The sequence below is a fragment of the Leyella stercorea genome (genome assembly GCF_021531655.1).
This window is the reverse complement of record NZ_JADYUF010000001.1, coordinates 150662-175401: the sequence shown is the minus strand read 5'-3', so window position 1 is coordinate 175401 and position 24740 is coordinate 150662. Positions and strand designations below refer to the sequence as shown.

Genomic DNA, 24740 nt, shown 5'->3' with positions numbered 1-24740 from the left:
TCAGTACCGCCTAACTGGTACTGGAGTTTCATATAGGTGGTACTGGAGTTTCACTTGACTGGTACTGGAGTGTTACTTATGTGATACTGACAAATAACTTATATGCATAAATCAGGCATCCCAATTGATGTGATTTTTGCATTCACCATTAGTTCTCCGTCACTTTGCTTCCTTTGCCTTATTACGCTTTCTCCAGAAGAACAAGTCGGAGATACGCTTGAAGTCTTTCTTCATGATAATACCCAAACCTTGAGTATTAAGACTGTTGCGTGTGAAGTAACGGTCGTTGGTCTTGTTGTAGACGTTGATGGCAAGATTACCGTTGGGGAATAGCAAATACTTGATGTCAAAGTCGCCTATAAAGCTGGTTGTAGCATTATCATTGTCGCGATAACCGAACTGCCCGTTGATAAGCAGACGATTGTTAAGCAAACGACCCGACAGCAGTCCTTCGTACTCCGCATTGTTGAAACCCTCAGTTCCGGTAGAGATATTAGCGCCGAAATTCCAGTTGTTGTTGTTTATCACGTTGCTAAGTACGGTATTTATCTGCTGGCTTATAGTACCGCTCAAGAAACTCTGCATCGCAAGTGATGTCTGGCTATACTGAGGCGTACTTCCATCGGCATTGTTATTGTTTTGAGCATAGAAACGTCCGACTGCAAGCAGATACAGCACCTGTTGCTTTTTCTCTTCCTCTGCATTGAGCAGACTATATACCATTTGCTTTACATCATTACTCAGCGATGGCATATCGAGGTCAAAGTCGACTTTGGGAGCGTATGGACTGCCCGTTATGTTCATCACACAGTTGACACGTACATTATTGTTGGTGAACGAGCGGCCGATATTGAGGTCGGCAAGACTCACACTATTCAATACGTACTGTGCCTTAAGGTCGAGTACGGCATTGTAAGGGTCGCCACCAAACGTTATGGTACCGCCCTTGACAAAATCGAAGTCTTTCTTCAGAATATTCTGAATAGTCAATTTATACACTCCATGGTCGACAGTATAATTGCCAAACATCTGGAAAGCACCCTTGTTAAAGTACGATGCCCTGAGCATTCCGTCGCCATTGAGCGTAATATAGTCACCAGTCTGCAGGTCCATCAGCAACTTCAAGGTTACATCCGGATTGCAATTGATTAGGAAGTTAAGGCGGATATTTGTAGAAATATCATCCGTTTCGGCTTCCTTTTCGTCTCTTGCCACATACGAAGAGTCAGAGGCAGCATTGCCATTCTTGGTCCACTTGATGAAGTCATTCGAACCGATAGACCCTTGGTCGCTAACATTATACACCAGCATGCTGTTCTTCTCTGGCGTGCCATCAACATCTATTACAACTTCGCCACTCCTACCCTTAATGCTACAATCGCCTGTAAAATAAGCTGTACCATAGAAGGTATTGTCACCAAATGTCTTAGTGTCGTAAGCCAGAAGATTACGTGTCTTTATGTTAAGGTCGTACGACAAGTTGGTGAGATGTTGATGGTGAAGGCTTCCGGTCAGTATGCCTGTATTGCCATTATGATCGTATATTGTATTGCCATTGAATATTATCTCGTCGGGAATGAAAGTCACCGAGTCGCCACGCAGCCAGTATGTAGTGTTGAGAGCTGTCATGCGCATAGAGCCGTTTACAGCAGCTTTTCCTACAAGGTTGATGTTGTTCAGTGGTCCTACTACGTTCACCTTACCATTTATATCGGCATCTACGTTATCCATAAACGAGCCACAGAAGCTTTCCATAAACTCGGCACGTGTTCGATGTGCATCAATGCCAAGGTCGATGTAGTTGTGCTTAGGCGACACATAGCCATTTATGTCAGTATGACGACCGTCTTCGTCCTGTGCCACAGCGTCGATATTGATGTTACCTTCGTCGAAGTCGTAGTCAACATTGGCAAAGAGCGTACCCATTCGTCCTGATTCAAACTTAAAGTCGCTGACCCTAAGGTTGGCTGCCAGTTGCGGTTTGCCACTGAATACTCCTGCCACACGGGCATTGCCCGAAGCCATACCAAAGAAGTCGACCGAATGGAAGTTGACAAGATTAAGGACATAGCTCACATCTATATCGTTGAGCGTTACAAGCAACGAGTCTTCGTAGTTGTTAGTCGCAGTTCCATCTATGGCAAGCATCTGGTTGCCATGGCTTATCGAGAAGCCGTTCACCTCAAGATGGTTCTTGCTATACACTATTGTGGATGGAGCCACGTGCCAGGTAGTGTCGCCTATCGTAGCACGTGAAGGCAGGACATCTACATAAGCAGTTGACACACCATCAATGTTCTTGGCGAAAACAGTACTGGCATTTATAACGCCCTTGAGAGGGTGACGTTCATTATTGCCGAAACTCAACGACGTATTCAGATGATTGTCTGAAGCCCCTGCACTAAGTTGCAATGACATATACTTGCCCTTGTCAGCAAGTTTCTTTATACGTATGTCGGCCTTAAGAGTATCGTTAGGCGACTCAATGTTCACAAAAGCATCGCTAAAACGGTTGCCATCGTATGCAAACGATGGTACGTCACACCACAAGTCTATCTTCTCGTGTTTGTCATTAAGCTCACCGCTGATATTAAGCGGGCTGTAAATCTCGAGCGGAATACCGAGCAGATACTTCATCCAATCCGTATTTGAAATGGAAGCGTTAATAGTGAAATCGTTAACTTCCTTTTGTGGTTGACGCGTTAGTCCAGGAATAGTAGGCAACTTAGCAGCCACCATATTCAATACACTACGGGCAATAGTATTGTAATTGAAGTGTCCATTGATATTAACCTGTCCAAAGTCGCTATTGAGATTGAGAAAGTGATTGTCGCCATCAAATCCTGTCCTTACAGTTACGTTTCGCAATCCATACTCGGTTTTTGGCGAAAGCATTGAAAAATCACGAATCTCTACTGTACCGTCTGCATCGTTGACGCTGCTGCCATTTATATCGCATGAAATATTGGCAGCAAAAGCCGTCGACTGCCACTTTTGTGTTAGATGCAATGAATTGGGAGCAAAACGACCTACTGATACATTTGCCTTAAGCAATGGTGTCTCGCTTGCAATATTCAATTGCCCGGAAGCTGAAATCTGTGCATTAGGATCGTCAATCTCCACCCTTCCCTCTACAACCTTGAAGCGATAGGATGCATCAAGATTGATGTCGCGGTATTTGTATCCGTTATAGTCAAAGTTATAAACACGACCTATGGCAGACATATTATCCTCCGACTGACCATGTATGTTTATGTTAGCTGAGAGATGGCCGAGTTTGTTGTCATCTGCCAGCTTTCCAACATTAAAATCGACTGTTTCTATATGCCCTGTGATACTATTCTTACACTTATCCACAGCTGCTCTTATGTTGCCGAGCGAAGTAGACACACGGACATTGGCAGCCAACTTATTGTGCTCGCCTCCTATATAACCGGTCAAGCTGACATCTCCTATACGCGATATTATGGCAGGAACATCCTTGCCAATTGCAGTAGACACAACTGAAGCTATGGCAGCATGATTGGCGCTGAACTGGTGAACATCAGCAAACCAAGCAGCATCGGCAGGATAATTCTTTATGCCACCGTCAGCCAGCAGATGGAAATCATCATCGTTGGTACCAAGTTCCAGACGCGTCACATTGAGCGATGACCCGGTACCATAAAAATCAGCAGCAAGTGTCATGCACTGCTTAATATCTGACAATTTCGGCACAAAGCCAGCGAAATCAGCAAAACTGATGCTTGGCGCTTCAATACTGCCTTTGAATTGTATAGTAGGCATCTCTATCTTGCCATTCTTCTGACTGAAAGAGCATGTTATATTCTCTGATTGAACAAGTGTTGCTGGCAGCTCAAGTCGGAAATTGCTGACGCTTGCTCCAGTAGGACCGTATACGGCATGCAGTGAGAGCGACTTCATCCTAAATCCACATCGTTCGTCAAAAGCTATGCGCTTCACTTTAACGTTGAGCGAGTCGTCGGTGATGCGGTTTACTATAATATGAGCGCTTATATTGCGAGCATTAATATTCTCGGGCGAGAACTTACGTGAATTGTTGACATGCGAAAGCACACGATAGCGCATAGCACCATTGCGAATGATAAGAGAATTGATTTGCAGGTCAAGCGGTGTCTTCTGTTTTGTCGAGTCCTTAGAAGCAAGCGAATCCACTACAAACTGGAAATTAGGCTTTGATGCAGGTGTCGTTTTATAAAGATTTGCCTGGAGTCCGAAGAACTGTGCTGACGTTACATCAATCTGCCCCTTAGCAAGTGCCAAGAGATTTATCTTCACCGATATTCGCGATACACGCAGCATCTGCTTGCCTTGTTGGTCCTGCATCTCGGAATCATCAATAATAAGGCGGTTGATGAAACCGAGATCTACCCGACCTACACTTACATGAGTGTCGAATTTCTCGCATAGAACATTAGCCACACATTCTCCTATATACGTCTGTACAACGGGTATGTGCAGCAAAACAATGACAGAAGTGTAGAGACCTATTAAGGTCCATATAGTTATATTTATTATGCGTTTGAACACGTGAAAATCCTATGGTTTGTTCTTAGTCAAATATATTTACAAAATTACAGAAAATCATTGGATTTGACAAATAAATGATTTGAAAACAAACAATAGAAAAATCCCTCTGTTTGTCATCAGACAATCAGAGGGATAAATATAGGTTAATCATTATGGCTGTATCGACCTCTTACTTGATTAGCAAACCTTGTGTGAACCGTCGCTGATAACAACGTCAATCACCTTAGGCTCCTTGCCGTACTTGGCAGAGTACTTAGCCTTGGCATCAGCGATGAACTTATCGTAAAGTTCCTCCTTAACGAGGTTGATGGTGCAGCCACCAAAGCCACCACCCATGATACGGCTACCAGTAACTCCATTTTCCTTGGCAATGTCGTTGAGGAAGTCGAGCTCCTCGCAAGAAACTTCATACTCCTTGCTCAGACCCTCATGAGTCTCATACATCTTCTTGCCTACAGTCTCGTAGTCGCCAGCGTTGAGTGCGTCACAAACAGCAAGTACACGGTCTTTCTCGCCAAGCACAAAGTGAGCACGCTTGTAGTCTTCCTCGCCTACTTCAGCCTTAACCTCCTCAAGCTGCTCCCATGTGCAGTCGCGCAGAGTGTCAAATTTAGCTTCAGGATGCTTTGCAGCGATGTGCTTTACAACATTCTCGCAGCTGTTGCGACGGTCGTTGTAAGGAGAGCCGGCAAGTTCGTGCTTAACACAAGAATTGAGCAATACGAGCTTATAGCCTACAGGACGGAATGGGAAGTATTCAAACTCACGGCTGTTGCAGTCGAGACGCATGAGGCAACCCTCTTTTCCGAATACACTTGCAAACTGGTCCATGATACCACAGTTAACGCCACAATAGTTGTGCTCTGTAGCCTGACCTGCAAGCGCCATATCCCACTTGCTCACCTTATTGTCACCAAACAAGTCGTTCAAAGCAAATGCAAAGCAGCTCTCAAGAGCAGCCGATGAAGACATACCGGCCCCAAGGGGAACATCACCGGCAAATGCAGTATTAAAACCCTTAACGTCAACACCCAACTTGCGCATTTCCTGCACAACACCATAAATATAACGTGCCCAGCTTGCGCGCGGTCCCTGAGGATCGTCAACCTTGAACTCTACGCGGTCCTTAAGGTCGATAGAGTAACACATAATTGTGTTTGTACCATTCGGACGAAGTTCTGCCATAATACCCTTGTCCACTGCACCAGGGAATACAAATCCGCCATTATAGTCAGTGTGCTCACCAATGAGGTTTATACGACCTGGTGACTGATAAATATTTCCAGTCTTACCGTCAAAATGCTTGATAAAGCGGCTTCTTACAAATTCGATATCCATAATAAATTGTGTTTTTAGTTAATATTGAGATTAAAATATTGGGCTTGCCGTCAAGACTGAAACCTTGAAATGCAAGCCCATATAATTATTATTCTACAGGAATGTCTGTATTAACGTTCTTTGAGCCCCAAAGTGCGAAATAGAAGATATATGCTGCACTAAGCAATACAACGATGAAGCTGGTGATGTAACTGTGAGTAAAGTCAACAACCTTAGCCTGAACACCGATCATTACAGCAAAACCTACAACCATCATCATGAATGCGCCAGAAGCCTTTGCTGTGTACTTGCCAAGACCCTCTGTTGCAAGGTTGAAGATACCACCCCACATTACTGAAGCACACAAACCGATGAGCAGGAAAGCGAAGATACCAGCCGGAACCTCACCCCATACAAAGCTCATAGTTGTATAGTCAATACCAGGACATCTAACTGTCATAGATGTAGGAAGAACCATACCCACAGCAACAAGAACCATAGCTACAAAGCTTACAGTAGCAATCATTGCCTTTGGCGATACCTTACCACCAATTACGCCACCAACGAAACGGCCGATGAGCATAAAGATAAAGTAAACAGCAGCAAGAGTACCGCAATAACCAGCATCCATACCCATACCTGGGTTAACAGCATCCTTTGCAGATGTAAGATATCCAAGTATATAAGTAGGAGGGCCTACCTCTACTGCACCATAAACAGCAATAGCAAGCATTCCCAACTTGAAGTGACGGAATGAATAGCAGCTATACTTGTCGTTCACATCCTTTACAGTATTGCTTGAAGCATGCTGAGGCTCCTGAATCTTGGTGAAGAAGATTACAACAAGAGCAAAGATGAAGATGGCAAGAGCGATGAAAAGTGCAGGAGCAGCATCGGCAACCTTAGCCTTCGATGCGTCGCCGATAAGGCTACCCATAAGCATGTATACACATACAGCAGCTGCTGAGTTGAATACACCACCAATCTGGATAAGCTGGTTACCTGTACTACCACCACCACCGAGAAGGTTAAGCATCGGGTTTACTACTGTATTAAGCATACACATGCAAAGACCCGAGATGAAAGCACCGATAAGGTAAACAACGAAGCCCATTGAACCGCTGACCCACTGGATAAGCAGACCGATAACACCTACTACGAGAGCAGCAAGTGCTGTCTTCTTATAACCAATCTTGTCGATAAGCATACCTGCAGGAACACCCATAAGAAGGTAAGCGCCAAAGTTGCCATAGTTGCCAACCTGTGCCAAGCTCTCAGGCACCTGGAAAGCATTTTTCAATATGATGGCCATTGGTGAACAGAGGTTTGTCACAAAGGCAATCATTGCAAAGAGAAATATCATTGCAAAAATAGCAATAATACTGCCTTGTTTTTTTTTGGAATTTTCCATTGTTTTGTTTGTTGTTTTAGTTATGTTATGATTTATTTAGATTATTGTTATAAAGAAACTCCAAACTTATAGATTGTCTTCTGTGTGTACTCCTCACCAGGATTAAGCACTACAGACGGGAAGTAAGGACGATTGGGACTGTCGGGGAAATGCTGTGCCTCGAAGCAGATAGCACTACGACGCGGGAATGTAGCTCCATTCTGTCCCTTGTAGCCGTCGGCCCAGTTGTCTGTATAAACCTGCACTCCAGGTTCTGTTGTATAAACTTCCATTGTTCGGCCACTCACTGGTTCCTTGATTTTTGCAGCAAAGCTCAACTCACCTTCTTCAGCCTTGTTAAGTACAAAGCAATGGTCGTAGCCTGCGCCATTCTTTATCTGCTCATCGTCAGCATCAATATCCTGGCCTACTGGTTTCGGCGAACGGAAATCGAACGGAGTTCCCTTAACCATGCGAATTTCACCAGTTGGTATTGATGTATCGTCAATAGGCAGATAGAAGTCGGCATTGATCTCGCACTCGAGATTGTCAATGGCAGGTGTCGGGTTGGCAATGCCAGCAAGTGAGAAGAATCCATGGCTTGTAAGGTTAATCACGGTCTTCTTGTTTGTCTTTGCCATATACTCTATTACAAGCTCGTTGTCGTCGGTGAACGAATATTCTACAGTCACCTTCACCTCTCCCGAGAAGCCTTCTTCGCCATAGGGGCTTGTGTACTTCAGCACCAATGTCTGTGCGTTCATCTGTAATGCTTCCCAAACCTTGGCATTGTAGCCTTTCTTGCCGCCATGCAGACAGTTAGGACCATTGTTGATGGGGAGATGATATACCTTGCCGTTGAGCTGGAACTGTCCTTTGCAGATTCTGTTGCCGTAGCGTCCAACAAGTGTTGAAAGATAAGGCTCGGGCGAATTGATTACATCCTGAATGTTGTCATGGCCCTGGATAACATTGGCGTGTTTTCCATTCTTATCCGGCACCATAATAGCAACGATTGCTCCACCATAGTTGGTTATAGCAACTTCATTGCCCTGACTGTTCTTGAGTATATAAAGATCAGTTTGCTTACCGCCGATAGTAGTCTGAAAGTCACTTCTTTTCAGACCACAGATGTTTTCTGTCTCTGTAGTGTTATTCATAATTCAAGTTTTTAGTTTGTTAACGTTGTTGCAAAGTAACCAAAAAAAAACGTATTGCCCAAGGGAAAGGCACAAAAAAGTCAACAAACGTTCGTTAAAAACAATTAATTGCAACTCTTCCTTATGATTAAATGACTGAAGTGTAAAAATGTCAATATATTTAAAGCTATAATTTCTATTATAAATCCAATCGTTCCTCCTTCATTAGCTCTTCGCTACATCTCCGTTATGCATTCGTTATACGTCCGTTATGTCTTCGTTTTGCCTTCGTTATGTTTTCGCTCCGCTAACGAAGGATGATCGAGTTCACTACGGAGGATGATCGAGTTCACTACGGAGAATGAACGAAGCACGAACGAAGGCATAACGGAGATGTAGCAAAGTAAAATACCTAAAGAATAACAAAACAAAGCAGGACTCCTACCCTACTTGTTTTGCTGCAAATGCTCCAGGAAATCAGCAACAACATAGCTGCTGCCTCCTACGAAGATGAAATCCTTCGGGTCTGCATCCGACAAGGCCGCCTCGTACGCTTCGGCTACGCTACCATAACAATTGCCGTGCAGATTGTGCCGTTTGCCATATTCCTGCACCTTAGTCTCGGGTATAGCCCTGTGTGTGGTGGCTCTGGTGAAGTAGTAAGCAGCATCATTAGGGAGGTGGTTCATCACATGGTCGATATCCTTGTCGTCTACCATTCCGAAGACGATACGACGTGTCTTGCATTCAGGTTGAAGTATCTGCTTGCCCAAATACTGCCATCCCCCTTCATTATGTCCGGTGTCACACACCACAAGTGGTTCATGACATACTGTCTGCCATCGTCCCATAAGACCGGTAAGTCTGCACACCTCCTCAAATCCCTTTTGCACATTGGCTGTAGATAGGTTTATATTCCGTGTGCGAAGCATGTCTACAACGTGTAGTACTGTGTTGGCATTCTTCACTTGATAAGAGCCTCCTAAGGAGCCCTTAAAGTTGCCATAACCAGTTGTGATATAATCTATTCCGCATAATCCGTCAATCTTTGCTGAAACTACGTCAGAAGAGTCTTCTGCAAATACTATTGAGGAATTCCGTTCATATGCCACACGTTCAAAAACGGGACGAGTTTCATCGTTGGCTTCCCCGATAACAACTGGCACGTTATGCTTGATTATTCCTGCTTTCTCTGCCGCAATCTTAGCCAGTGTATCTCCAAGAAACATGGTATGGTCCAGACTGATATTGGTAATGACAGATATAATAGGCGTGATGATATTGGTACAATCGAGGCGTCCACCCAAGCCTACTTCTATAATGGCGATATCCACCTTCTGTTCGGCAAAATACTTGAATGCCAGAGCCGTTGTCAGTTCGAAGAATGAAGGATGCAGAGGTTCGAAGAAATCACGCTCATTCTCTACGAAATCTATTACGTATTGCTCGTCTATACATAGCCCATTGACACGTATGCGCTCACGAAAATCCACAAGATGTGGCGATGTGTAGAGTCCCACCCTATACCCAGCCAACTGCAGAATGGCAGCAAGCGTATGCGAGCACGAACCCTTGCCGTTGGTTCCGGCAATATGTATTGACTTGAAATTTCTATGAGGATGTCCGAAATGCTCATCCAAAGCCAAAGTATTGAACAATCCTTCCTTGTAAGCCGAAGCTCCCACCTTCTCAAATACAGGAGTTGAGTTGAAGAGATATTCAACCGTTTGCTTGTAATCCATTGTGTTTCTTTATTTATAGATACAAAAAAGGATGCACCATAAGTCAACTGGAGCATAGCCCAATCGCATTTGGCACATCCGTTTTTATGATGATTTAGTTAAAGTAATTCTTGAAACGGTCAAAAATAGACTTCTTTGTCTCTTTGTCACCCTTGAAGTTGTCGCTATCGCGGAAGGATTCAATAGCCTTCTTCTCGCTTGACGAGAGTTCCTTAGGAATGTACACGCTGATGTTGACAACCAAGTCGCCAGTACCATTACCATAGCCCTGTACAGATGGTAAGCCCTTGCCACGTAAGCGTAACGTCTTGCCGGGCTGTGTTCCGGCTTCAATCTTTATCTTCACCTTACCTCCGTCAATAGTCGGTACTTCTACTGTTCCACCAAGAACAGCAGTCGGGAAGTCAAGAAGGAGATTGTAAATCACATCGTTTCCGTCACGAACGAAAGTGTCGTTAGGCTCTTCCGTGATATAAACCTGTATGTTGCCATTCACACCATTGTGCTGACCAGCATTTCCCTTACCAGGAACATTGACCACCATACCCTCAGCTACGCCGGCAGGAATCTTTATCTCAACAACTTCCTCGCCTTTTACGATGCCACTACCGCCACATTCCTTACATTTGTTCTTTATAATAGTGCCTTCACCATTACATGTAGGACATTCCGACTGGGTCTGCATCATACCGAGCATTGTTCTGACAGTACGTGTCACTACTCCGCTACCATGGCATGTGGGACAGGTCTCGCTGCCGCTTCCGCCTTCAGCTCCAGTACCATGACAATGCTGACATTGCACATATTTCTTAACCTTGAATTTCTTGGTGACACCAGTTGCTATTTCCTGAAGTGTCAGATTAACCTTTATGCGCAAATCGGCTCCACGATATTGTGGCTTTTGTCTTTGTCCGCCTCCACCGAAGCCTTCAAATCCTCCAAAGCCACCCCCATGTCCGCCAAATACATCGCCAAACATAGAGAAGATGTCGTCCATTGAGAAGCTGCCGCCTCCGCCGAAACCTCCAAAGCCGCTACCACCACCGGGAGCGTCAAAGCCGAACTGGTCATACTGCTGGCGCTTGTTAGCATCATGCAGCACATCATAAGCCTCGGCAGCCTCCTTGAATTTCTCCTCAGCCTCCTTGTCGCCTGGATTCTTGTCTGGATGATACTTTATGGCTATTTTGCGGTAAGCCTTCTTTATCTCGTCATCTGTGGCAGTCTTGCTAACGCCAAGTACTTCGTAATAGTCTCTTTTTGCCATTGCATTAATATTGAAGATTGTTTACTACTTACTGTCCGACAGCCACCTTGGCGTGACGTATCACTTTGTCATTAAGCTTATATCCTGTCTGCAGACAATCTATAACCTTGCCTTTATTGTCGTCGCCCATACCCGGAACCATAGCAACAGCCTCATGATAGTCGACGTTAAAGTCCTGCCCTTCGGTTTCAATTTTCTTTACACCGATTGACTCAAGAACCTTCTTGAACTTGTTGAATATAAGCTGCATGCCATCCCTAACAGCCTGAGCATCGCCGGTATCGGTAGCAAGTGCACGCTCGAAATCGTCCAATACTGGAAGAACAGCGCAAACAGTCTTCTCGCTTCCGTTAAGCAGCAATTCTGCTTTCTCCTTAAGTGTACGCTTCTTGTAATTGTCAAACTCGGCTGCTGTACGCAAATAGCGGTCGCGCAATTGCTCAATCTCTTTTTCGGCTGCCTCAAGTTTGGCATTCACGTCACTGTTTTCTTCTGTCATTTCCTCGTTACGGTCAGTTGTTTCTGCCTCATTGGCACCTTCAGTTGCTGTAGCTTCTACATTTCCGTCCTTAACTTCAATGTCTTTCTCTTCTGTTTTATCGTTATTTTTCATTTCGCTTTTGTTCTTAGTAAAATACGTTTTCTAAAGTACACTACAAAATCCTTGCCAAATTGAAACATATGCACAGAAAAACATACGAGTAGACAAAGATACAGACTGTCACATTAATTATACGTCTGCATAAAGTTGCCTACTCGTATTATATTTCACATATCAGCATGTCTGCGACACACTATATTACTTATACATTATTTATTATACATCTGTGCCTTCAGGGCCTTGATGTCTTCGCTGTATATATAGTCGTCATAATCCATAAGCTTATCGATTGTACCATTCGGTGTAAGCTCGATTATGCGGTTAGCAACAGTCTGGATAAACTCGTGGTCGTGGCTTGAGAAAAGAATGTTTCCCTTGAATCCTACGAGGTTGTTGTTGAAAGCCTGGATACTCTCCAAGTCCAAGTGGTTGGTAGGAGTGTCCAGAATCAGACAGTTGGCATTCTTCAGCTGCATGCGTGCTATCATACATCTCATACGCTCGCCTCCCGAGAGTACGTTCACCTTCTTGAGCACATCTTCGCCAGAGAAGAGCATACGTCCAAGGAATCCCTTCATCACGACCTCATTGCCCGGACCGTACTGTGAGAGCCAGTCTACGAGGTTCTTGTCGCTCTTGAAGAATTCGGTATTGTCAAGTGGCAGGTAGGCAGTTGTTATTGTCACGCCCCACTTGAATGTACCGGCAGCAGCTTCACGATTGCCGTTTATTATCTCAAAGAGAGCTGTCATAGCCTTAGGGTTATGGCTAAGGAACACTACCTTCTCTCCCTTCTCGATGTTGAAGTTAACATTGTCGAACAATACAGTTCCATCCTCGTCAACAGCCTTAAGTCCTTCTACCTCAAGAATCTGATTGCCCGGCTCGCGCTCCATCTGGAAGATGATGCCTGGATATTTACGGCTTGACGGACGGATTTCCTCAACGTTAAGCTTCTCAAGCATTTTCTTACGCGAAGTGGTCTGCTTACTCTTTGCCACATTGGCAGAGAAACGACGAATAAACTCCTCAAGCTCCTTACGCTTCTCTTCAGCCTTCTGGCGCTGGTTCTGCTGCTGACGCAAAGCCAACTGTGAGCTCTCATACCAGAAAGAATAGTTTCCGGCAAATACCGTAACCTTACCAAAGTCGATATCTACAGTCTGTGTACTTACAGCGTCAAGGAAGTGACGGTCGTGACTAACCACAAGCACAGTCTGCTCCACATTGCTAAGATATTCCTCAAGCCACTGTACGGTGTCGAGGTCAAGGTCGTTGGTAGGCTCGTCGAGCAAGAGGTTGTCTGGATTGCCAAAGAGAGCCTTTGCAAGCATGACACGTACCTTCTCATTATTAGAAAGTTCGCTCATCTGCTTCTCGTGCAATGCCTCAGGTATGCCAAGATTGGCAAGCATCTGGGCAGCATTGCTCTCTGCCTCCCAGCCATCCATTTCGGCAAACTTGAGTTCAAGATCAGCAGCACGGTTGCCGTCCTCTTCGGTCATTTCCAACTTTGAGTAAAGCGCCTCACGCTCCTTCATGTTATTCCAAAGTGGCTCATGACCCATAAGAACAGTATCGAGAACACGATATTCGTCAAATTTGAAGTGGTCCTGTTCAAGCACTGAGAGACGCTCGCCTGGGCCAAGTTCTACCGAACCCTTATTAGGCTCCAGATCGCCGCTAATTGCGCGCAGAAGTGTAGATTTGCCGGCGCCATTGGCACCAATAACACCATAAATATTACCTGCTGTAAATTTCAGATTAACATCCTTGTATAATACTCTCTTACCGAACTGTATCGCGAGATTGCTAACTGTTATCATTGACTATTATTTGTAATTAATTGAATTTTAATAAATAACCAAGTATTTGCATGCAAAGTTACTCATTTTTTTTCGTACCGGCAAATTGTATATATATATATTGTACGGGCTCTAAGCATAGAATACAGACTTTAATTAACAGATTTTCGCAAATGAAGTTTTACTCATATTGTTAAGTTGCGAACAAAAATATGTACCTTTGCAACATATAATTCAAATTATTTTATGGCATCAAATAAAAACAACACACGAAATAGTTCTGGTATACAGAGAAGCAACTCTGACAGTACTTTGTACACTTTCAATGGTAGCCAACCAGCCCCTCTGCTTGAATACCTTCTCAATACTATAGGCGAAAGCCGCTCCAAGACCAAGGCCATACTGCAGGGACATGGAATCAGAATCAACGGCAAGGTAGTCACACAGTTTGACACCCCATTGAAGGCCGGCGACACAATAAGCGTTAGCCGCCATAAACGCAAGAGCGATTTCAAGAACAAGTTTGTCAAGATTGTATATGAAGACCGTTGGATTGTAGTAATAGAAAAGAACATAGGCATCCTCTCTATGGCGGCAGGCCACTCTTCGTTAAATGTAAAGTCGGTACTCGACGATTACTTTGCCAAGTCGCACCAGAAATGTCGCGCACATGTGGTACACCGTCTTGACCGCGATACTTCTGGCCTTATGATTTACGCCAAAGACATTGACACCGAACAGATACTTGAGCACAACTGGCACCAGATAGTGTACGACCGCCGCTATGTAGCTGTGACAAGTGGCGAGATGAAGGACGATAACGGCACTATAGCCAATTGGCTTAAGGACAGCAAAGCCTACATCACATATTCATCACCCGTTGACAATGGAGGCAAATATGCGGTGACACACTACCACGTACTCAACCGCACTACTGAGCACACTCTGGTAGAATACAAACTTGAAACTGGCAGAAAGAATCAGATACGTGTACATTCTGCCGACATGGGACATCCTGTCTGTGGTGACATAAAATATGGCAATGGTGACGACCCGTTGCATCGTCTTTGCCTACATGCGTATATGCTGTGTTTCACCCACCCCGTAACGGGCGAACGTATGGACTTTACCACACCTATACCTACCGCATTCCGCAGTCTGTTCAAATAGTAGCATGTGCTTGTAGTCGTGGCATAAAATTTGCATCGGTGAATAATAAAGAAAGGAGATATTCATTATGGCATTTATTGACTACTATAAGATTCTTGGAGTTGACCGCAACATACCTCAAGATCAAGTACGCGAAGCCTATCGCAAGCGTGCCAAATTGTTCCATCCAGACTTGCATCCAAACGACCCTAAGGCAAAGGCAAAGTTCCAGGCTCTGAATGAAGCCTACGACGTAATATCCGACCCTGAAAAGCGTAAGAAATACGATCAGTATGGCGAGAAATGGCGAGAGGCTGACGCTTTTGCACAAAATGGCGGTGCAGCAGGCAATGACAACGGCAGCTACTATTGGAGTTCTAACACAGGAACTGGTGGAGGTTCCCCATTCGAAGGATTCGACTTCTCGGGATTCGGAACTGAGGGAAGTGGTTTCTCAAGTTTCTTTCAAGACCTATTCGGGTCAAAAGCAGGCAGAAGCCGTACTTCACGCTCACGCAGCACAATGCGGCAGAACAGCGGTGAGATGACCGCCAACGTCAACATCGACCTCTATACTGCGCTGCTTGGCGGCGAGGTGATAATCCAACTGGGCAACGGTTCGAAAATCAAGCTTAAGGTTAAACCCGAGACACAGAACGGCACAAAGGTACGTTTGCGTGGCAAAGGCTACGACCGAGGAGACGGCACAATGGGCGACCTCATCATAACTTACAACGTGAAACTGCCTACCAACTTGACAGACAAACAGAAACAATGCCTCATGCAAATGCGCGACTCTATCTAAACGACTGCATTTTTAATAAGGCATTAAGGCAATAATAGTTTTACAAGGACGTTTATTAAGTATGAAAAATAAGAAAATTCTATTCATACTAATAAACGTCCTTGTTTTTTTTGCACCTGCCATTATGCAGGCGCAATCATTCACCCTACACGGACGCGTCATCGACGAGAGCAATAATCCTATAGAATTTGCCACAGTATCATGTGCCAAACAAGGCAAAATGACAATGACATCATTGAAGGGCGAATATACCCTGCAACTTCACTCAGCCGACTCGGTAGAGATACGCTTCTCAATGATTGGCTATCGCACCAAGACGAGAATACTCAGAAAACCACGCGGTAAGCAGACGCTGCAGACCGTTCTTTACAGCAATGTAGGAGAGATAGAAGGAGTGACCGTGACTGGTACAAAAATCCAGACCGGACAGATGCAGCAGCTTAAGAAAGACGATATCAAGAACATGCCGTCAGTTAGCGGCAATGCTGTTGAGGAAATGTTGCAGGGTCAGGCTGGCGTGTCTACTCATAACGAATTGTCTTCGAAGTATAACGTACGAGGCGGTTCGTTCGACGAGAATAGCGTATATATAAATAATGTGGAAATATACCGTCCGTTCCTGGTTAGAAGCGGACAGCAGGAAGGCATCTCTATCATCAATCCCGAGATGGTTGAAAAGATAGAGTTTTCTACAGGAGGATACGAGGTACGATATGGCGACAAAATGTCATCGGCCCTTAATATAACATACCGCCAACCTTCAAGATTAGAAGCGTCAGCCTATGCAAGTCTGCTGGGCGACGGTATTTATGTAGACTACGGCAATAAGAAATTTGCATGGAGCAACAGCGTGAGATACAAGACAACACGCAATCTGCTTGGTTCATTGGACACTAAGGGCGAATACCGCCCCACCTTCGTCGACTACCAGACTTTTCTTACACTCAAGCCCAACAAGCGTTGGGAGATAAACATATTGGGCAATATCTCAAACAACAACTATAACTTCTATCCCGAAGACCGCGAAACCAGATTCGGAACGAGCGAAGACGTAAAGTCTTTTCGCGTATTTTTTGACGGACAGGAGAAAGATGTCTTCCGTACTTATTTCGGCTCGGCTGGATTGACATACAAGATTTGCAACGCAACAAAAGTGTCGCTGATGGCTTCGGCATTCAAGACCCACGAACAGGAACGTTACGACATTCAGGGACAATACTGGCTTACACAAACCGAGACAAGTGAAAATCTCGGTGTCGGCACATTCTTCCAGCACGCTCGCAACTATCTCGATGCTCATGTTGAAAGCCTGAAGATGATGTTCAACACTAAGGCGAAAAAGCACGACATTGAAGCCGCTTTCACCATAAAGAACGAACACATCACCGAGAATTCGGCCGAGTATGAGATGCGCGACTCAAGCAATTACAATATTCCGCACACAGGCAGCGACCTCAAGATGATTTACAGTATGCGTGCCAAAAATTCGCTTAGTGCACGACGCATGGAGGCCTACATCCAGGACACTTATCGCTTTGCCAGCGCAGGCAAGAAGACTCTTTACACTCTCAATTACGGTGTACGCATTGCCCATTGGAGCTACAATAAGGAGACGATATTAAGTCCGCGCGTCTCACTCGGCATAATTCCGGCTTTCAACGAGAATGTAACCATGCGACTTGCTACAGGACTTTACTATCAGTCGCCTTTCTTTAAAGAGATACGCGACACATCTACCGTCAATGGTGTGACATATGCCACACTCAACCGCAAGGCTAAGAGCCAACGCTCCATCCATCTTATTGCCGGTTACGACTATCGTTTCAAGATAAACAACCGACAATTTCGTTTTTCGGCAGAGGCTTACTACAAGATTCTCGGCAATCTTATCCCTTATAGTGTCAACAACGTCAAGGTAGTATACTATGGAGGCAATGAATGTTCCGGACACGCTGCCGGACTTGACATGAAACTCTATGGAGAATTCGTGCCCGGAGCCGACTCGTGGCTGTCGTTCTCGTTGATGGACACAAGTATGAAACTCAACAACAAATCGATACCGCTTCCCACTGACCAGCGGTTTGCCGTAAGCCTGTTCTTTACCGACTATTTCCCCGGAACACAACGTTGGAAGATGTCATTAAAACTGGCTTATGCCGACGGCCTGCCTTTCTCGGCTCCACATCAGGAACTGGAGACCAACTCGTTTCGTGCTCCTGCCTACAAGCGTGTGGATATGGGACTCAGCTACCGGCTTATTGACAACACCTGTCATAACAGCAAGCTTAATCCGCTGCGCAATGTATGGCTGGGCATAGAGTGTCTCAATCTGTTGGGCATAAGCAATGTCAACTCCTACTACTGGGTCACCGACGTCACCGCACAACAATATGCGGTACCCAATTATCTGACTGGTCGTCAGTTGAATTTCAAAGTTTCAGTTGATTTATAATCTATATTTATTTTGACAGATATGTTGTCAAGCATACCCATAAGACTATTAATGGCAGGGCTGGTCGTGTGCTTCAGCACGACAGCCACTGCCCAAAGGGATGTTGTGTTATCCAAAAACATTGCCTCGTTGCAGGTCGTTGCCGGCAATAGGTGGCTTTCTATGCCTATAATCAACATAAAGGACGGCACTCCGATAAATATCCATTTTGACGACCTTACACACGACTATCACAGATATGTCTATAAATTACAGCATTGCGAAGCCGACTGGTCAGCATCAGAAGGCATTTTCGACACTGACTTCTGCGACGGATTTGCCGATGGCGACGTTATTGACAGCTACACAAAGTCGGTCAATACCAATAGCATATACACCCATTACGAACTGTCAATACCCAACGAACGATGCCGGCTGAATATGAGCGGCAACTATAGGCTCGCTGTTTATGACGACAACGATAAGGACACCATTCTATATGCTCATTTTATGGTGGTAGATCCATTTGTAAAAATTGAAGCAAGCGTATCGTCAAATACCGATATTGACGCAAATGCAACCCACCAACAAGTGTCAGGCAGCGTGGACTTTTCAGGATTAAGAATATCCAATCCCGAAAAAGAGCTAACGACAATAATAATGCAAAACGGTGTATGGAGCACAGCCCGTTACAACACCAAGCCTCAGACTGTGCTCTCAAATAAGATGATATTCAGCCACAACCGCGAACTGATTTTCGATGGTGGCAACGAATACCGCAAGTTTGAGATTCTTGACGTTGAGCGTCCTTCTATGGGTGTGGAGTCAATGTATTGGGATGGCACCAATTATTGTGCCGACCTATGGACCGATGAGCCACGACGTAATTATATATACGACGAAGATGCCAACGGACATTTCTACATTCGCAATAGCGACAACGTAGAGAACGACATTGCTTCTGACTATGTCAATGTGAAGTTTGCATTAAGCATCCAAAAGCAGCCTGGTCCGGTTTACATTAATGGAGTATGGACAAGCATTATGGGCAAGCACGGCATTAAGATGGAATACAATGACGATGCAAAACGATATGAAGCGTATGCGCTGTTGAAGCAAGGCTACTATTCATACCGATATATTACAACTACCCTTGACGGTTCTACGGTATTGCCATTGACAGATGAAGGTAATTTCCATCAGACAGAAAATGAATACCAGATACTCGTATATTACCGACAGTTCGGACAAAGGGCTGACCAGCTTGTGGGCTATAAGAATATCAAAACAAGGTAAAAAAAGTAATATATATCAAATGGCAAAGTAATATATATTAAATGGCAAAGTAATATATATTACTTGGTCAAGTATTATTATATTACTTTGCCATCATTCTTTCATTCTTATATTTACTTCTTTATTCTGAAGAAAACCTTACCGTCGTAAGTGACAACAGTTTCTACATAATAGCTTATGGAGGTTTCAGGAATAGCAAGAACAGCAAAGAAATGTATTCCCTCACTATCCGCCTTGTCGAATGTCATATCGCTGAATACAGCCTGACGCAGGAACTGGCTTGGCACTTCATTTTTGAAGCATTCCTTACGCATATCGTTTGAATAAAGCTTATTGGCTCCTTTGTAGACATTAAGATTGACAATATTGTCGTAATATACATTGTCCACCTCTACACCATCCTCATTGCACGAGCTCTTGGCTACCTTATAAGTAGTAGGGTTTACCTGAACGTAGCAATGATACTTGTCATTATTATTAAAGAAAACAGTATCGCGCTTAACAACCTTATTTTGATTGATTGTCAACACCGTCTTGGCAGCAAACATGTCCAAATAAGATTTGTCACTTGTCTTGCACAGCTTTACCTTCTCGCCATTCTGGTTGACAAATATAAACAGGTGGGGCGTCTGCTTCACAATATGATAGCTAATAGTGTTGCCGCCTACAATTATAAACGAGTCCTTCTCGATACGGAAATAAGCTGGCATACTTGTAGAGTCTGGAAAATAGACGGTATCACCCTTTATGCGAAAGACGACATCCTCGTCCTCGTCATCAAGCCATATACCTTGAAGATTCTTCTTTGCTACAAGATCTTCTGCTGCTTCTGATGTTTTGTTATTACGTGAGTTGCATCCTAAAACAAGGAAGAAACCTAAGATGAAACTTAATATTTTTACACTATTGTTTGTAATCATGCTTATTGCCTCTAATGAAGACGGATGTTAATAATTTGCACACAAAGGTAATGCTTTAGCTCAAAACAGCAAAACATTAGGCTTTATTTTATTATAAATCTTTATTCTTTTTGATGATAATCTTGCAACGAACCATTACATTTACTATCTTTGTGCCAAAACTAGTAATACCTTAAACTATATATTATGCATAAATCTGACAGAAGAGGCTTGCTGTTCCTTTTGAGCCTGTTTGTTATCTTTGCCGTTCTTACAGGCTATTTCGCTGATACGGAATACAGCAATGATATTGTCAACAATTCTGCTGACACCACTCTACATAAGAACCCATCACAACATAAGGAAGAAACTGCCGACGCATATGCCGTGCCTACACGCAAAGTAGAAACGTTCTGCTTCGATCCCAATACAGCCGACAGCACACAACTGCTGCGTCTTGGACTACAACCATGGCAGGTTCGCAACATTTACAAATTCCGCGCTCGTGGTGGCGTATACCAATGCAAGGAAGACTTTGCCTACGTCTATGGTCTGACAGCCAAGGACTACAAGCGTTTGGCTCCATACATACACATCTCAAGTGACTATCTTCCAGCCTCGTCATTGACCGAAGTCAGAAATGGCAGGCAGCGTACATACAGCCAAAGAGCCCAATACCATAATCACTCTATTGAATACAACTTTAAGGAGAAAGGGTACACACCCAAGATAAAGGATGGCGAGACATTGAAGATAAACAGCTCAGACACAACCGAACTGAAGAAGATTCCTGGAATAGGCAGCTACTACGCCCGACGCATAGTAGACTACCGCACACGTCTCGGTGGATACGTTTCGAAAGAACAACTGTTAGAAATTGATGATTTTCCTGCCAAGGCTATAGCCTACATAAATATCGACAGCGACAATATCAAGAAAATAAACATTAACAAGAGTTCTCTCGCACAGATCAAGCATCATCCATACATTAATTATTATCAAGCAAGTGCTATCGTCAACTACCGTCGGTTGCATGGTATGATTAAATCCATAAACGAACTGCATCTAATGAAAGAATTCTCACAAGAAGATCTCAAAAGAATAGAACCTTATGTGACATACTAAACCCAGATAGCCCCTACTCGACTATAGACGAGTCAAGCAGAGCAATACCTTCAGCTGTGCATAAGCCACGCAGGAATAGGAACAAAATGTTGTGCAATAAATCTTTCATTCCATATTTTTCATACATTTCAGTCTTCATAGCATACTCCATTGAAGCTGCACCTATCTGCGACACGATGTCAAAATCGACATCCTTACGGAAATGACCCTCACTCACAGCACGCGCAAAAAACTCATTGGCATTGGCATTACGCTTAATGCGTTTCTGGTTGAGATACTCCATCACATGTCCATACTTTGATAGTTCTTGATAGAAAACCGGAGACACGTCACTGACATTTTGCATCTGAAATCTGTAGAACTCGAGGATAATGTCAATTGAACTGTGGCTATTGTCATTGCTGAATTCTATCATATGCTTTTCAAATGCCTCCTCTTGCATACGGACACATTCCAAAAGCAATTCTTCCTTATTGGAAAATATTTCATATAAAGTACGCTTCGATATGCTCAGGCGGCTCGCTATATCATCCATTTTGACAGCCTTGACCCCGCAACGTCTGAACTCACGCATAGCAACATGCATTATTTTGGCAGGCAGCTCCATACGGTAGTTGGTCTGTAAATTGTCTTTATGCATCTGTATGTTTTATCAGTATATTTTTATGTGTATATTTAAAGCGATGCAAAGTTACAAAAACTTTCGATTGGTTCAAAGTTTTCTAAATAAAAACACCAATAAAGTTGTATATTTTCTTGTTTTTAGTTACTTTTGTATCGTATTATAAGTTAATATTAGTAATTTGTAAAAAATGCACATAAAACAATAAAAACAGAATAAAAATGGTAAAAATTACAAAAGAAAACGCTTTGGAATATCACCAAAGCGGTCGTCCTGGCAAGATTGAAGTCAAGCCGACAAAACCTTACCACACCCAAACCGACCTTAGTCTTGCATATTCTCCTGGAGTGGCTTTCCCATGCTTGGAAATCCAGAGCAATCCTGACGATGTGTACAAGTACACCGATAAAGGCAACCTTGTTGCTGTGATATCAAATGGTACTGCAGTACTTGGCCTTGGCGACATTGGTGCCATGAGTGGCAAGCCAGTAATGGAAGGCAAGGGACTTCTGTTTAAGATTTACGGAGGCATCGATGTGTTTGACATAGAGGTCGACGAGAAAGACCCAGAGAAGTTCTGTGAGGCTGTAGAGAAGATCGCTCCTACTTTTGGTGGTATCAACCTTGAGGACATCAAGGCACCAGAATGCTTCTATATTGAAGAACGTCTGAAGAAGACTCTCGACATTCCGGTTATGCACGACGACCAGCATGGTACTGCCATCATATCGGCTGCAGGATTGAAGAATGCTCTTGAAGTTGCTGGCAAGGACATTGCAAATGTGCACATCGTTGTGAATGGTGCAGGTGCTGCCGCCATAAGCTGTACAAAGCTTTATGTGGCTTTGGGCGCGAAGATTGAGAATATCGTAATGCTCGACTCTAAAGGCGTTATCACAGCCGACCGTCCCAACCTTACCACACAGAAGCAGATGTTCGCCACTCACCGAACTGACATCCACACTCTTGAGGAGGCTATCAAAGGTGCCGATGTATTCGTAGGTCTGTCAAAGGGCAACGTGCTTTCGCAGGATATGATACGCTCAATGTCTGATTCGCCTATCGTGTTTGCTCTTGCCAACCCCGTACCAGAAATCAGCTATGAGGACGCTATGGCAAGCCGTCCTGACGTGCTCATGTCAACAGGTCGTAGCGACTATCCCAACCAGATTAACAACGTTATCGGTTTCCCATACATCTTCCGCGGTGCTCTTGACGTTCATGCCAAGGCTATCAACGAGGAGATGAAGATGGCTGCCGTACATGCTATTGCCGACTTGGCTAAGCAGCCTGTTCCCGATATCGTAAATGAGGTTTACCATGTCAACGACCTTAGCTTCGGACCTAAGTATTTCATTCCGAAACCTGTCGACCCGCGTCTTATCACAGAGGTTAGTGCTGCTGTGGCAAAGGCAGCTATCGAAAGTGGAGTTGCAAGAAAGACCATAACCGACTGGGATTCGTACAAGAAGAACCTTATGGAGCTGCTCGGTCAGGAAACCAAGCTCACACGCAATCTGCATGATACAGCACGCATGCACCCACAGCGTGTAGTATTTGCCGAGGGTGCCCATCCTTCAATGATGAAAGCTGCAGTACAGGCCAAGACCGAAGGCTTCTGCTACCCTATTCTATTGGGCAACCCCGACCGCTTGCGCCGTGTTGCAGAGCGTTTGAAGCTTAATCTTGATGGTATTGAGTTGATTGATATGCGTGCCGATCAGGAACAGGGCAGACGTGCTACATATGCCAAACATCTGGCAAAGAAGCGTGCTCGTCAAGGTTACACATTCGAGGAGGCTTATGACAAGATGTACGAGCGCAACTACTTCGGTATGATGATGGTTGAAACTGGCGACGCAGACGCATTCATTACCGGCTTGTATACCAAATACTCAAACACAATCAAGGTGGCAAAGGAGGTTATCGGTATACGTCCCGAATTCAATACATTCGCCACAATGCATATCCTCAACACCAAGAAGGGCGTGTTCTTCCTCTCGGATACACTCATCAACCGCCATCCGGACGAGAACATACTTATCGACATTGCACGTCTTTCGGCCAATACAGTTCAGTTCTTCAACGAGGAGCCACACATTGCTATGATTAGCTACTCTAACTTTGGTACAGACGAAATTGGCAGCCCCGTGAAGGTTCATAACGCTGTAGAAACATTGCAATCACGTTATCCCGATATGGTCATCGATGGTGAGATGCAGGTTAATTTCGCTCTCAACAAGCAGCTTCGTGACGGCAAGTATCCGTTCACACGCCTGAAGGGACTGGATGTAAACACTCTTGTATTCCCCAATATGAGCAGTGCTCAGGGTAGCTACAAATTGTTGCAGGCATTGGATCCTGACGCCGAAATCATCGGTCCGATTCAGATGGGTCTCAACAAGCCTATCCACTTCACCGACTTCGAAAGTTCGGTACGCGACATTGTCAACATCACAGCTGTGGCTGTAATCGATGCTTACGTTGACAAGATAAAGAAAGAAAAATAATATATTTACCAAAAACCTGAGGGGATATGCTTCATGCAATGAATGTGTGAGCACATCCCCTCTTGCATTTATCCCTAAATACACCTTATAT

The 24740-nt window shown here is 44.3% G+C and carries 16 protein-coding genes; 6 read left to right on the top strand and 10 right to left on the bottom strand.

The genetic code is table 11. The annotated features are described in order from the left end of the window. Positions 1 to 159: 159 nt before the first annotated feature. From I6E49_RS14525 to I6E49_RS00680, 8 genes are all read right to left on the bottom strand, one after another. Positions 160 to 4443 (bottom strand): translocation/assembly module TamB domain-containing protein, encoded by a 4284-nt coding sequence (locus I6E49_RS14525; RefSeq protein WP_235399848.1) that lies wholly within the window; start codon positions 4441 to 4443, stop codon positions 160 to 162. Between the two features lie 285 nt (positions 4444 to 4728). Further along, positions 4729 to 5889 carry a galactokinase gene (gene galK / locus I6E49_RS00710; RefSeq protein WP_235399849.1) on the bottom strand — a complete coding sequence of 387 codons (1161 nt, stop codon included), beginning with the start codon at positions 5887 to 5889 and terminating at the stop codon, positions 4729 to 4731. Positions 5890 to 5977: 88 nt separating this feature from the next. After that, entirely contained in the window at positions 5978 to 7279 is a 1302-nt protein-coding gene (locus tag I6E49_RS00705; protein ID WP_235399850.1) for an MFS transporter, read from the bottom strand. A 47-nt stretch (positions 7280 to 7326) separates the two neighbouring features. Further along, positions 7327 to 8418 (bottom strand): aldose epimerase family protein, encoded by a 1092-nt coding sequence (locus tag I6E49_RS00700; protein ID WP_235393324.1) that lies wholly within the window; start codon positions 8416 to 8418, stop codon positions 7327 to 7329. A gap of 425 nt (positions 8419 to 8843) precedes the next feature. After that, positions 8844 to 10139 (bottom strand): bifunctional folylpolyglutamate synthase/dihydrofolate synthase, encoded by a 1296-nt coding sequence (locus I6E49_RS00695; protein WP_235399851.1) that lies wholly within the window; start codon positions 10137 to 10139, stop codon positions 8844 to 8846. 94 nt (positions 10140 to 10233) lie between these two features. Beyond that, positions 10234 to 11406: a molecular chaperone DnaJ gene (gene dnaJ, locus I6E49_RS00690; RefSeq protein ID WP_235399852.1), complete on the bottom strand. Its 1173-nt coding sequence runs from the start codon at positions 11404 to 11406 to the stop codon at positions 10234 to 10236. Positions 11407 to 11434: 28 nt separating this feature from the next. After that, complete coding sequence (locus I6E49_RS00685; RefSeq protein ID WP_235399853.1) at positions 11435 to 12019, bottom strand: nucleotide exchange factor GrpE; 585 nt, start codon at positions 12017 to 12019, stop codon at positions 11435 to 11437. Positions 12020 to 12216: 197 nt separating this feature from the next. Next, complete coding sequence (locus I6E49_RS00680) at positions 12217 to 13833, bottom strand: ABC-F family ATP-binding cassette domain-containing protein (protein ID WP_235399854.1); 1617 nt, start codon at positions 13831 to 13833, stop codon at positions 12217 to 12219. Between the two features lie 225 nt (positions 13834 to 14058). Between I6E49_RS00680 and I6E49_RS00675 the strand changes: the two genes are divergently transcribed. From I6E49_RS00675 to I6E49_RS00660, 4 genes are all read left to right on the top strand, one after another. Then, positions 14059 to 14982, top strand: a complete 924-nt coding sequence (locus tag I6E49_RS00675; protein ID WP_235399855.1) for an RluA family pseudouridine synthase — start codon at positions 14059 to 14061, stop codon at positions 14980 to 14982. A 67-nt stretch (positions 14983 to 15049) separates the two neighbouring features. Beyond that, entirely contained in the window at positions 15050 to 15766 is a 717-nt protein-coding gene (locus I6E49_RS00670) for a DnaJ domain-containing protein (protein WP_235399856.1), read from the top strand. 124 nt (positions 15767 to 15890) lie between these two features. After that, positions 15891 to 18218 carry a TonB-dependent receptor gene (locus I6E49_RS00665; protein ID WP_235399857.1) on the top strand — a complete coding sequence of 776 codons (2328 nt, stop codon included), beginning with the start codon at positions 15891 to 15893 and terminating at the stop codon, positions 18216 to 18218. 51 nt (positions 18219 to 18269) lie between these two features. Further along, a complete protein-coding gene (locus I6E49_RS00660; protein ID WP_235399858.1) occupies positions 18270 to 19493 on the top strand; it encodes a DUF5103 domain-containing protein in 1224 nt (407 codons plus the stop codon). Between the two features lie 113 nt (positions 19494 to 19606). Here I6E49_RS00660 and I6E49_RS00655 read toward each other — a convergent pair whose 3' ends face one another. Beyond that, a complete protein-coding gene (locus I6E49_RS00655) occupies positions 19607 to 20413 on the bottom strand; it encodes a DUF4738 domain-containing protein (RefSeq protein WP_235399859.1) in 807 nt (268 codons plus the stop codon). A 186-nt stretch (positions 20414 to 20599) separates the two neighbouring features. Here I6E49_RS00655 and I6E49_RS00650 point away from each other — a divergent pair, with 186 nt between their 5' ends. Next, positions 20600 to 21517: a ComEA family DNA-binding protein gene (locus I6E49_RS00650; protein WP_235399860.1), complete on the top strand. Its 918-nt coding sequence runs from the start codon at positions 20600 to 20602 to the stop codon at positions 21515 to 21517. Positions 21518 to 21530: 13 nt separating this feature from the next. Here I6E49_RS00650 and I6E49_RS00645 read toward each other — a convergent pair whose 3' ends face one another. After that, entirely contained in the window at positions 21531 to 22157 is a 627-nt protein-coding gene (locus I6E49_RS00645) for a TetR/AcrR family transcriptional regulator (RefSeq protein WP_235399861.1), read from the bottom strand. A 203-nt stretch (positions 22158 to 22360) separates the two neighbouring features. Here I6E49_RS00645 and I6E49_RS00640 point away from each other — a divergent pair, with 203 nt between their 5' ends. Beyond that, positions 22361 to 24649: an NADP-dependent malic enzyme gene (locus I6E49_RS00640; RefSeq protein ID WP_235399862.1), complete on the top strand. Its 2289-nt coding sequence runs from the start codon at positions 22361 to 22363 to the stop codon at positions 24647 to 24649. Positions 24650 to 24740 lie beyond the last annotated feature (91 nt).